This window comes from Candidatus Clavichlamydia salmonicola (assembly GCF_015356765.1).
Taxonomy (GTDB): Bacteria; Chlamydiota; Chlamydiia; order Chlamydiales; family Chlamydiaceae; genus Clavichlamydia; species Clavichlamydia salmonicola.
In genome coordinates, this window is the sequence record NZ_WTCQ01000006.1 from 1 (window position 1) to 14100 (window position 14100).

The window sequence follows — 14100 nt, forward strand, 5'->3', positions numbered from 1 at the left end:
ACTTCTGTTACTTTTATCTTTACTTAATAAACAAAAACATATCCTTTCTCTTATCGTTGATAAGAACGAATGGATGGCATCTACTACTCATCATGAACTTTTAACCAAAGAAATTACTTTAAGCTTACAAGATGAAGGATTTACTGAAAAAATCATAGAAACCACGCAAAAAGAACCTTTTTCAAAAACTATTAAGGAAGCAACAGATATAAAAAGTAAAAAGACAGATAGCGCTCAAGAAGTTATAAAATCAGCGGTTAAAATCGCTATGCATTCAAATATTTGTACTAAAAAATCCCTTGCTCAAGAAAACATTTTTCTTACCTGTAGTCGTCTAAATAGTGGTATATTTCGTATCTATATAAAAAAATATAATCGAGTTGTTAACTCTTCTGAATTTGTAAAAAAGATGAAGAAATATCTAAAACACGCAATTGGATATACATCTGATTTAGATATCAAAGAAATTTCATTAAAAATGGCTATATCAAAAATAGAAACATTAAAAATGATTTATCTGTTAACAAAAAATAATTATTTCTTTTTTAAAGAAAGAGCTCATCTTAAAACAAAAACACATTCTGAATTCCTATCATTATTAAAATTAATCAATAATAATTTTTGCGCTCATGTTAAAGAAGTAGTCAATCCTTCTGCACATTCAAAAATCTTACTCGATCTCATAACACCTTACGAAAAGCCTGTATCTAGTATCACACCTAAAAAAACCTGCTCTTGTATCCATTACCACATAAGATTATACACTATTCATAATCAAACAACCCTACACATAGAAAAACATCACTATCTTCAAGACACATGGAAAAATCTCTTAAAGTATAAACATATTCGCTTCAAATTCATGCTTAAACATATCAAAAAATTATTGACCTTAACCTCTGTTAACGTCAATGTTTCTGATATTCCTTTCATAAAATCTGAAAAAAATGCTGCTGTTGCAACATTAATTCCTGCCTTATATTTATTAACAACATATAACCAACAAATGTTTAAAACATACCTAGAACCACTGTCCCAAACATCAACTGTCTGTCCTCAGATCTATAGGTTATTGGGAAATATTTTAAAAACTCTTGCAAACTCTGATCTTAATAAGGATATTTCTCTTTCTAAAACAGACGTGTCAATAACTAGTAACCCTCTTTTAGAAATCAATACTCCTCCTAAAATAATTAAAAAGCAGCATTTTATTGCTCATGCATTTGTTATTCAGTACTACAAGAATCGATACCACATACATTATACAACAAAGCTCAATCAATCTTTTGCTGGACTAAAAGATAAGCTTTCCTTTTCTCTCAATGCAACAATTAAATATGCTCATACCCTCTTAAATTGCTCTTTCATCGAAAAAATTACATTTATTCCAGATCCATTTAATCCTCAAAACACTCAAAAAATTACCACCATTGAAGAACTTTTTTTAATTTTATACCAAGGATTCCAAGAGAATTTTTTTTATTATATGAAACATAATTTCTTTTCAAAAAACGAAGAAAAACTCAAAAAATTTACTAATATTATTGATGCTTTAAAACAAAAGTCCATTTTATTAGATCTCACCTTACCTTGCATTAGCAACGCCTCTATACTTAATCAAATGACCCAACATGGATTCAAAAACACAAAATTAATAAGAGATTCTCATTCAGTAGAAGCAACAGTAAACAAGAGTAAAGACCCTATTTATCTAATTCCTCTTCTTACTGTACAGAAAAAAAATCTTAAAGAGCACCCAAGTCCAGGAAAACCTTCTTCTACCTTTACACTTTCCTATCAAACACAATGTAGTAGTATAAGTTTAGTACATGCTTATGGTAATAGTCGTTATTCAATCACTAAAACTTCTGAAAGTATCGCAACTCTATGCGATAAACACACCAATAATAATTTTATTTTTTACTACCAATCTCCCTTTGTTTCTAAAAAAGAATCTATTAACAGAAAAAAGATGCTTATACTTTTGTTTCATGGCCTTACTGACTGTATTAGCTTTTTTAAAAAATATTATAAAGATTTCACCACATGTCTACATGAAAATAACCCTTTGAAAAATCTTCAAAAAACTCTTGCCTTGGTAGTTCATTCACTAGATGAAGACATACCTTCGACGAGTGGCCCTTCGATGCTTGAACAAGTATTAAAAGACAAAATAAGCAAAACAACTAATGCAGTCCCTTCTTTAGAAGATTTACGAAAAAACGATGACATTAAATAACCCTATAAAAAACTTTAATCATGCCTTATTTTATCCTCAACTACTTAAATCCCTTAATAGGATCAAAAAATAATTCTTTTATTATAGAAGAGGTACATATTCCATTAAGTGCAGAAAAAATTGCTTCTATTAACCTATTAGCTCAAGAAGTTATATCTAAGAATCTGCCTTGCACATCTGTACCACAATCGTTTCCACTAAATCCATCTTTTCACAATAATACACTTGTAATTCTAGAAGATGTTTTGGGAGCTCTCATAGAATTATTAAATGAATCTGATATTACTCCAGATACCCATGGTCCAATACAGGATCTTAATAGCACAATTAATCTTTGCCTATTTGGAGCTAATCCTGCTTGCTTTCAGCAAGACCTTCCCTCTATCATTCCCTTTTCTAAACCTATAGAAGCACCTTCTCAGGCCATTACAACTTCTCTAAAACAATCAAAAAAAAGAGCTGGCTCTCCATTAATAACTTCCCCTCACACAAAAAAAACACGCCTTGATACTGAAACAGATCTCTTATCTTTAATAAATCCAGAATCTTTTTTTTATGAACAAGACCAGACTCAACTAGAAACAGTAACATCCATTTCAAATACTAATATTCCTCAACCTACGACAGAATTTATCTGCATAGATATTTTAGAAGGAAATAAACACTTTCAATTTACACATTTAGATCCAATGGACCCCAATACCTATCTAGAACATTTATACCAAGGAATTGATCTAGTTCTTACTAACCAAATCTATCTATCAGATCTTTCTGATAAAAACTCTCAACAACATTCAGCCTCTTATCTACACCATCAATCGCTTTTGTCACTTTTATCTTTACTTAACAAACAAAAACCTATCCTTTCGCTTATCCTTAATAAGGATGAATGGACAGCATCTACTGCTCATCATGAGCTTTTAACCAAAGAAATTATTTTAAGCTTACAAGATGGAGGATTTACTGAAAAAATCATAGAAACCACGCAAAAAGAACCTTTTCCAACCACTATTAGGGAATCAACAGATATAAAAATAAAAGAGACAGATAGCCTTTCAGATTTTATAAAATCACCAAGTGAAGTAGCTATGAGTTCAGATACTTCTACAGAAAAATCCCTTACTAAAGAAAATATGTTTCTTACCTGTAGTCGGCTAAACTGTGGTATCTTTAAGATTTATATAAAAGCATATAACCGATCTTTTAAATGCATTCAATTTATAAAGACGATGAAGCATTGCCTAAAAAAAGCCATTGGATATACATGTAAGTTAAATATTAAAGAAATTCCAGCACAACTTTTTACATCAAGAACTGAAACATTAAAAATGTGTTATCTTGTAACAAAAAATAATTATTGCTTTTTTAAACAAAAAACTTATCGCCGAAGTCACACACATTCTAAATTTTTACTCTTATTAGACTCAATTAATAATGCGTTTTGTACCCATGTTCAAGAACCAATCAATCCATCTGCGCATTCAAAAATCTTACTTGATCTTATAAAACCTTATAAAGATCCTATCGCTAAAAACAACCCTATCCTAAACTGCTCCTGTACTCATTATCAAATAAGATTATATACTAATCATTGTCAGACAATCCTTTACATAGAGAAGCATAACTCTCTTAAATCCAGATGGACAAAACTCTTATCTTATAAACATCTTCGCATCAAATGCATGCTTAAAGATATCAAGAAATTATTAACCCTAAGCTTTGTTACTGTCCAAGCTACTGATATTCCTTTCTTAACCAATGAAGACAATACTTCTGTTGCAACATTAATTCCCTACTTATATTTATTAACAAAATATAACCAACAAATGTTTAAAACATACCTAGAACCCCTATACCCAACATCAACCATCTATCCTAAGATCTATATTTTATTTGAAGATATTTTAAAAACTCTTACAAACTCTGATCTTAATAAGGACATCTCTTTTCAAAAAACACATCTTACAATAGATCTCAATCCTCTTTTAGAGATTAATACTCCTCCTACAATAACTAAAAATCAGTATTTTTTTGGTCATACATTTGTTATTCATTACCACAAAAATCAATACCAACTAAAGTATGCAACAAAAGTAAATCAAAATTTAAATAGCCTAAAAGATAAGTTGGCTTTACTCCTTAGTAAAACAGCTAAATATGCAAATACACTTGTAAATTCTTCTGCAATTAATAATATTATATTTATTCCAGATCCATCTAATCCAGCAAGTATTCGAAAAATTACTACTTTTGAAGAGCTCTTTTTATCTTTATACCAAGGATTAAATGAAACTCTTTACTATTATCAGAAACATCACACATCTTTGTTACACTCTTCAAGAAAACATAAAATATTTACACAATTTACTAATGCCATTGATGCTATAGAAAAAAAATGTATTTTATCAGGTATAAATTTACCTTCTATAAGCAAGGCCTCTATACTTGATCAAATGGCTGACCATGAATTAGAAAATCCAAAATTAAAAAAATATCCCTCTTTTGTACCTGCACTGGCACCTGCAACAATAAGCCTAAAAAAAGGCTCTTCTTACCTACTTCCTCTGCTTGCTCTACAAAAAAAAATTTTTCAACATTCCTCAATTACTGGGACATCCTTTGCTAGTTTTACACTTTATTATCAAACAAAACGCAATACTATGAGTTTACCACACGTTTATAGCCATGGTCGTTATTCAATCAATAAAACTTTGGAAAATATTAAAGATTTATGCCATCAACGTAACACCAAAGGTACTGTTTTTTACTACCAATCTCCCTTTATCTCTAAAAGAGACTCTATCAATAGTAAAGAAATGCTTATTCTCTTATTTAAAGGCCTTACTGACTGTATGAGCTTCTTTAACAAATATTATAAAGCTTTCTTGTTATGCACATCTGTAAAAAATCCTTTAATAAACATTCAAGAAGCACTTGAACTAGTAACTCAAGCATTAGATGGGGAAATACCTTCGACACATGGCCCTTCGATACTTAAGCAGATTTTAAAAAATAAAATAGGCAAAGAAAGCAATCCAGTTCCTTCTTTAGAAGATTTACTAACAAGCGATGATAATGACATTCAATAACCCTAGAAAAAAAAATTAATAATGACTTATTTTACCCTTAATTACTTAAATTCCCTAACAGGACAAGAAAACCATTCTTTTATTGTAGAAGAAGTAAATAGTCCATTAAGTGCAGCAAAAATTTCTTCTATTAACCTCGTAGCTCAAGAAGTTATATCTAAGCATCTGCCTTGTACATCTGTACCACCATCATTCCCACTAAATCCTTCTTTCCACAACAATACACTTGTAATTCTAGAAGATGTCTTGGGAGCACTCATAGAATCATTAAATGAATCTGACATTACTCCAGATACCCAAAGTCCAATACAGGATCTTAGTAGCACAATTAATCTTTGCGTATTTGGAGCTGATCCAGCTTTTTTCCAGCAAGACCTTCCATCAATCTCTTCTCCCTCTTTGCCTATAGATTTATTATCTAATAGCACTTTGTCCATTGTGCAATCACCTAGAAAAAGAGCCTCCTCTTCACTAACAATTGAGCCCAATAATAAAACACCACGCCTTGATGCTGAAGCTCCAATTTTATCTTTAATGGATACAGAACCTTCTTTCGACAACCCAGTCTCCCATCAACAAGAATTAGAAATCAGCCAAAGCTTGTCTTCCCTTCATTCATCCATAGAGTTCATTTCAATAGAAATTCTAGAAAACGAACTATCCTTCCAACTTATACATAACAATCTAATGGACCCTTCTACATACTTAAAGTATTTATATGAAGGCATTAATTATGTTCTTAGCAAAAATATCTACATATTTGATTCTTCTAAAGATAACTTAAGACCATCTTCTAAATCCCATTTACATTATAAAACACTAACTGCACTTTTATCTTTACTTAACAAACAAAAATATATCCTTTCTCTTATCCAAGATATAAATGACTGCACTGCTTTCACTATTCAACATGATCTTTTCATAAAAAAACTCATCTTAAGCTTAGAAAATGAAGGCGCCAATAATGAAAGTATTCAAAATATACAAGCCAATACAATAGTTCAGCCTATTACACGAAAAGAAATTGAACCTGAAGAGATCGCTAGCCCTTCAACTACTCTTAATATTCCAAAAGAACGATCTCTTCTCAAAGAAAAAATGTTTTTAATGGTCGCACACTTAAGCGGTAATGTTTTTAAAATATATATCAAACAAGATCTTAAGAAAATTTATTATACTAAATCCTTAGCTTTATTACAAAAGTACCTAGCTAAATACGAAGGATATCAAAGCATAGATAATATTAAAGAACTTCCAGAACAATCTAGCCACTCCAGAATAAATTTATTAAAAACACTCTATATTATAACAAAAAATAATTACTTCTTATCAAGACATAACACATGCGTTAAAGAACCAACCAAAACTCAATTTTTAACCTTTTTAGACACCATTAACAGCATTTTTTGTCAAGAAACAGATGAAATATTGGACCCTAGCCAACATTCTCCTACCTTATTAAACCTATTACAACCTTATGAAAAGACAGCTTCTATACATGAATGTGAAAAAAATTATTCATGCACTCATTATCAACTAAGGTTGCATACAATACATAATAAAACAACTCTGTACATAGAAAAACATAACTATCCAGAAACAAAATGGCTCAATCTCTTAAACCATAAATATGCTCGCATAAAAACAATGGCTCAAGATGTTCAAAAACTACTAACCATACCTACTGTTAAAGTTAAAGCTTATGGAATCAATAATATCCAGGATCAAACCAGTGCTAATGTTGCCTCATTAATCCCTCAATTATATTTATTAACAAAATACAATAAAGAGATCTTTCAAACATATCTAGAACCATTATTTTCAAATCCAAGATTATATTTAAAAATTTATGAAAAATTAAATTCTATTCTTCAATCTCTTGAAAATTCTGAACTAAATGATAATCTTGTTCTCTCTGATATGAAAGTTAAAAACAATCCTCTTATTGAAATTAATACTCCCCCTGCTACAGAACAACAATTATTTTTTACTGCACCTGTATTTAATATTAAATACTTTAAAAATAGATATCATTTATTGTACATTGTAAAGAAAAATCAAGATTTAAGTGGATTAAAACATAAAATAAGCCAAGTATTATTTCGTTCAATAAAGTATGCTGAAAACCTACTTTGCTCTTCTTTTTCTACTAATATTACATTTGGCCCAGATCCACTTGACCCAGAAAATATTACAAACATTACCACCTATCAAGATTTTCTTCAGATCTTATATCAAGGATTCTGCGATAATTTGAACTATTACCAAAAACATCACTCAAATCTACTTTACTCTTTAATACACTGTAATATATTACAACAGCTCTCTCAAACACTTGAATCTATAAAAAACTTGTATCTCAAATTAAACCTGTCATTACCTGTAATAAATGAAGTTTCTATACTAGACAAGGTACCTATAGCTGTATTAAACAAGCCCATATCATATTCAAAAGCTACTGAAGTAGTAAATGTTCGTATAAATAAAAAATCAAAAAATCAAAAAATATATCTCCTTCCTTTACTAAAAATAAAAGAACAATTATCAAAAAGACAATTAACTAACTATACACTTTACTATACCACACAATCCAATTCAGGAACATTAGCGCATGCTTATGGCCATGGCCGCTCAGCTATTTTACAAAATTTGAAAACTATTAAATCTTTGTGCGCTAAATATAAAGAGCCTCACTGTCATTTTTATTATCAAGAGCGCATTGATCGTAAGAAAGAACCTATTAGTAGCGATCAAATATTCTCTCGTTTAATCCATGGGCTTAAAGACAGCATTAACTTCTTTAGTAAATATTTTCCTACTTTTCTAACTAGTACAGACACAAATAACACCTTAGAAAATATTGAAGAAACTATTGCATTGGCTACAGAAGCATTAAATAAAGATCTACCTTTGATAACTGGTCCTTCAATACTTAAACAAATATTAAAAGAAAAAATAGGACAACAAATGAATACAATCCCTTCTTTAGAAGATTTACTAAAAAATGATGAAGCTGAAAATTAATAATTTTGTTGTTTTAATATGATCTATTTGTCTTACTATTGATCTACCATAGTGCTTTCTAGAAGCATGCTAATGCCCTCAAGCTATACATTTGCAATAAGTTTACAGAAATCAAGTATGAAAAATAAAAGTTTTTAATTGTAAAGATAATAAGCCCTCAACTTAATATTTATAATAATTTATTTATATGATTTATTTTACATTAAAATATTTTGATCCTTTAAGTCCTACAGATACTCCTGGATTCATTATTACTGAAGAAACATCACCTTTAACTACTACAAAAATCTTTGAAATAAGCAGCTTAGTTCAATCTGTCATTACCACTCATGCTATCTGTTTATCTGTTCCAGCCTCTTTTCTACTTAATCTAGAAACACATAGTAACACTCTTTTTTTACTGGAAGGTGTAATGCTTACTTTAAAGCAACAATTAGAAGAAAATGAAGACAATGAACCTATTCAAGATGCCCTAACTTCTCTTTATTCACATCTTTTAACAGATAGTGGTCTTGATTTTCAACAACCCCCTCCAATCACAATTGATGATCTAGCTAATGTAAAGGTTTTTCAACCTAAAGTACCTGTACCTCAAAAGAGAGCTAGCTCCTCTTCTAACTTATTTATAGGAGCATCTAAAAAATGTAAGCCCTTTTATCCATATTGCGATTCCTTAAACAATAATCCAGCCCTTCAACCAGAGACTTCTGGTTTAACACAACAAACAAGCCCAAAAGAATATTTAGAAAAGAATCAAAGTAGTCCAACTTCTATAGAAATTTTAAAAAATATACCTACCCATACATTACCAGTCATTGAATTGATACCTGAAAAAAATCGATTTATTATAACCTTTCTTGTAATATCTGATGTGGAAAGTTATCTAGAATTACTTCATGCAAACATTTTTTTGATCCTTAAAAATGAACTATTCTTCCTAGACACTATGGCAGACATTGCTAAATCACAAACATCTCTATTTTATGAAACACTTCAAACACTTCTGTCTTTACTTCATCAACAAGAAATCTCTATAAAATCAATACCTGATTTAAGAAGAAAAGAAGCTATTACATCCGAACATTTTATCCTAACAAACGAAATTGTTATAAGATTACAAGCTGCTGGATTTTCTGATAATGCCATTGGTACGGCGACTGAATCTAATGTTAGCACTCAATCAACAGAACTATATATAAAAGATTTCACACAAGAGGATCCTAAAAGCAGCCCAGAGAGCCCTTCTTATGAACCATTAGTTAATCTAATTTCAGATAGATCATCATCTACACAATCACTTTCTCCACCATCTACAGAAGATATAACACCAGCATCAGAACATACTCCCCATTACATGCCTTTATGTTTTATTAAAGTTATAAAAACCTTTAAATCACAACCAAAAAGCCATTTAAAATCTTGCTATACCCTGGTCTATCAAGTCAAAAAAAATAATACAAGCTTAACTAATTGTTACTCCAGTTGCCGAAAAAGCATTGCTATACTTCTCTCTGCCATTACTAATTTATGTAGTAACGATAATTCAGAAACATTTGGACTAAGTTACATCTCTCCAAAAACTAAAAAAACTATAAAAATTAATAAAATAGAGATGCTTCAACATGTATTTATTGGCCTTCAAGAGAATATCTCCTTCTTAAAAAATCATCATCCTAGATTTCTTAAAGCTACCTCAACACATGATCCATTTGCCGACCTTAAATCATCTCTTGAATTAGTGAGAAATGCACTAAAAGACAATGTACCAACAGAGCAACCCTCTGATATCCTTATACAAGTACTAGAAGAAGCCAAGAAAAAATATACTTCTTCAATACTAGCGCCTATAAAGAAAAAGAAATTGTTACCTATTCAAGAGGCAACACCTAGAGTAATACCTTCAAAAATTACATCTATCATGCCTATATTTTCTTCTTCTTTAAAAACTTTCTCATCTAAAAAAACTACTCTTAGGGTTACTTGTTGTACATTTTACTACCAACTAAGAACCACTGCTGGTCCTTCATATAAACTTTTAGCTCATATTAGAAGAAACATTCACATATTAGTTCAAAATGTTGAATCCTTATTAACCCTATCATCTAAAGAAAACCACTTGGTTAACTTAAAATATATTCCTCCTTTTCAAGAAAAGAGCATTCCTATCTCTCAAAACCAAGCATTATTAACATTATTTGAAGGACTCAATGAAAATCTTAATTTTTTGCATACAGCCTGTCCTGACATCTTTATTCCTACGAAAATATATAACCCTAAAACAGCTCTTGAAAAAGCACTTCTTCTAGTTAAGAATGCATTTTCCACACCTTTACCATCTCCAAAACAACCTTCGATCTTACCTGCTCTTTTAGAAAAAGGTCTGCAGAAATATTTAAAGGTTATTCCAATGACAAATAATCCATTACACTAACTAAAATTTTCTTAAACAATAAATTTGCAGTTGTTATTAATACTGAAACTGTCTGTTTAGCTGTTCTTGCTTTATTTTTAATCGATGCCTAAAACATGATATTTATGTTGAAACCACTCTATAAATGACTTTTCAAGCTATCTGTACTTATTATTCAATAATAAAAATTAAAAATTTTAATTGTAAAGATAATAAGCCTCATTTAATATTTATGATTTTAATTATATGCTTTATTTTACATTAAAATATTTTGGTCCTTTAACGCCTACAGACATTCAAGGATTCATTATTACTGAAGAAAAAGAACCTTTAAATGCTACAAAAATATTAGAAATAAGCACTTTAGTTCAATCTGTTATTAACACTCACGCTATCTGCTTATCTGTTCCAACCTCTTTTCCACTTAATCCAGAAGTACATAGCAACACTCTTTTTGTACTAGAAGATGTAATGCTTACTTTAAAACAACAATTAGAAGAAAATGAAGAAAATACACCTATTCAACATACAATGTCTTCTCTTTATTCATATCTTTTAACAGATAGTGGTCTAGATTTTCAACAACCTCCTCCAATCCCAATTGATGATCTAACTAAAGTCTTTTCTATAAAGACTTCTCAACCTAAAGTGTCTGCAAATGAAAAAAGAGCCAGCTTTTCTAACTTATTTACAGTTGCATCTAAAAAATGTAAGCCCTCTTATCCATATTTTAATTCTTTTAGCAATAATACAGCCCTTCAACCAGAAACCTCTTGTTCAACAGAACAACGAAGCTCAAAAGAATATGTAAAAAAGAATCAAAGTAGTCCAACTTCTATAGAAATTCGAAAAAGCACATCTATCTACACGTTACCTATCATTGAATTAATACCTGAAAGAGATCGATTTATTATAACCTCTCTTGTAATATCTGATGTGGAAAGTTATCTAGAATTACTTCATAAAAATATTTCTTTGATTCTTAAAAATGAACTATTCTTCCTAGACACTATAAAAGATACTAAATCACGAACATTTCTATCTAATCAGACATTTCAAACGCTTCTATCTTTACTTCATGAGCAACAAGTCCTTATAAAATCCATACCTGATTTAAGAAGAAAAGAAGCCATTCAATCTGAACATCTTATCCTAACAGACGAAATTGTTATAAGATTACAAGCTGCTGGCTTTTCTGATAATGCTATTGCTAACATGACTGCATCTAATACTACCTATCAATTAACAGAAATACATACAGAAGATTGCCAACAAGAGTCACCTAAACATACTCAAGCAAACCCTGCTTCTGAGAAATTAGTTAATCTTATTTCCGATACATCATCATCAACATCAACACAATCACTTTCTCCACCATCTACAGAGGATATAACACTTGTACTAAAAAATATTACCTACTACGTTCCTCTATGTTTTATTAAAATCTCAAGACTTTATTTAAAATATTTTTATACCCTTGTCTATCAAGTCAAAAAAAATACGACAAGTTTATATGATTGTTACACCAATTGTAGAGAAACCATTTCTAAACTTCATACTGCTGTTACTAAGTTATGTGATAAAAATAATTCAAAAAAATTTGGACTAAAGCACATGTGTCCAATAACTAAAAAAAGCACAAAAATTAAAAAAATAGAACTACTTCAACGTTTATTTATTGGGATTGAAGAGAATCTCGAATTCTTAAAAAATCATCATCCTAAACTTCTCAAACCTACCCAAACATATGACCCACTTGCTGATCTTGAAAACTCCCTTAAGTTAATAAAAAATAAACTAAAAGACAATTTACCAACCACACAGCCCTCAGATACCCTTCTTAAAATACTACAAGAAGCCAAAAAACAAGATGCTCCTGTACATCTACCATCTACAACAAAAACATTATCCCCTTTCATTAACAAAAAATCCCCATCTCTTCAAAACTTGATAATTAAAATAAAACCTTACAAAACGTCTCCAAAAACTACACCTATTATACCTATATTTTCTTCTTCTGTAAAAATTGTCTCATCTCATACAGATACATTGAATACAACCAAAGATCTTTGTCCAGAGATACCATCTATGCAAGATATCGAGCTTATATCAAAAAATATAACCCATTATATGCCTTTATGTTTTATTAAAATTACAAAAACCACGCCATTAACATCAAACAGTTCTATAAAATTTTGTTATACCCTTGTCTATCAAGTCAAAAAAAATACGACAAGTTTATATGATTGTTACACCAATTGTCGAAAAACCATTTCTGCTCTTTTTACTTCTATTACTACTTTATGTGGTACAGATGATGCAGAAAAATTAGGACTACATTACATCTCTCCAATAAGTAAAAAAAGCAAAAAAGTTAACACAATAGAGATGCTTCAACATTTATTTGTTGGTGTTCAAGAGAATCTCATATTTTTAAAAAATCATCATCCTGCATTTCTAAGACCTACCCAAATATATGATCCATTTGCTGATCTTGAAAGCTCTCTTAAGTTATTAAGAAATCAACTAAAAGACAATTTACCAACACAACAACCTTCAGATATCCTTTTGAAAATACTAGAAGAAGCCCAGAAAAAAGATGCTGATCTAATTTCTGCACCTACAACAAAAACAGTATCCCCTATCATCAAAAAGAAATCGTCACTTCTTCAAGATATAATACCTGAAATAAGATCTTCAGATATTACATTTATCATACCTGTATTTTGCACTTCCTTCAAAAATTTCTCATCTAAAAAAAATAACCTTGAAGTTGGATTTTGTACACTTCACTACCAAACAAAAGCCACTTCTGGTCTTTTAAGTAAATTTTTAGCTCTTCTTAGAAAAAACATTCACAGATCAACTCAAGATGTTGAATCTTTATTAAACCCATTATCTAAAGAGCACCGCTTCGTTAACTTTAAATATATTGCTCCTTTTGAAAAAAGGAGCACCCTTATCTCTCGAGATCAAGCATTATTAGTACTATTTGAAGGACTCAATGAAAATCTTAATTTTTTGAATACAGCCTGTCCTGAACTCTTTGTTCCTACAAAAATATATGATTCTAAAACAGCACTTGAAAAAGCACTTCTTCTGGTTAAAAAGGCATTATCCACCCCTTTACCAACCCCCAAAGAACCTTCGATCTTACCTGCTCTTTTAGCAGATGGTCGACAAACATATCTAAACACTACTTCAATGGAAAAGTAACTGATCATTATATCGAAAAGCTAATCTCTTATTTTTATGCATAAATATTTACCAATAATATACCAGATTTATAAAACCATTTTATGCCCTAAAATGACCTTTCAAGCGAGATACGCTTAATG

5 protein-coding genes are annotated in these 14100 nt (G+C 30.2%); all 5 read left to right on the forward strand.

Features of this window, described 5'->3' with window-relative positions; translation table 11 throughout:
* A partial coding sequence (locus CLAVI_RS04845; protein WP_194844470.1) for a hypothetical protein occupies positions 1 to 2239 on the forward strand: 2239 nt, incomplete at its 5' end.
* Positions 2240 to 2259: 20 nt separating this feature from the next.
* On the forward strand, positions 2260 to 5328 hold the full coding sequence (locus CLAVI_RS04850; protein ID WP_194844471.1) for a hypothetical protein: 3069 nt from the start codon (positions 2260 to 2262) through the stop codon (positions 5326 to 5328).
* Between the two features lie 21 nt (positions 5329 to 5349).
* Entirely contained in the window at positions 5350 to 8352 is a 3003-nt protein-coding gene (locus CLAVI_RS04855; protein ID WP_194844472.1) for a hypothetical protein, read from the forward strand.
* Positions 8353 to 8539: 187 nt separating this feature from the next.
* Entirely contained in the window at positions 8540 to 10783 is a 2244-nt protein-coding gene (locus tag CLAVI_RS04860; protein ID WP_194844473.1) for a hypothetical protein, read from the forward strand.
* A 225-nt stretch (positions 10784 to 11008) separates the two neighbouring features.
* Positions 11009 to 13978: a hypothetical protein gene (locus CLAVI_RS04865; RefSeq protein ID WP_194844474.1), complete on the forward strand. Its 2970-nt coding sequence runs from the start codon at positions 11009 to 11011 to the stop codon at positions 13976 to 13978.
* Positions 13979 to 14100: the final 122 nt, after the last annotated feature.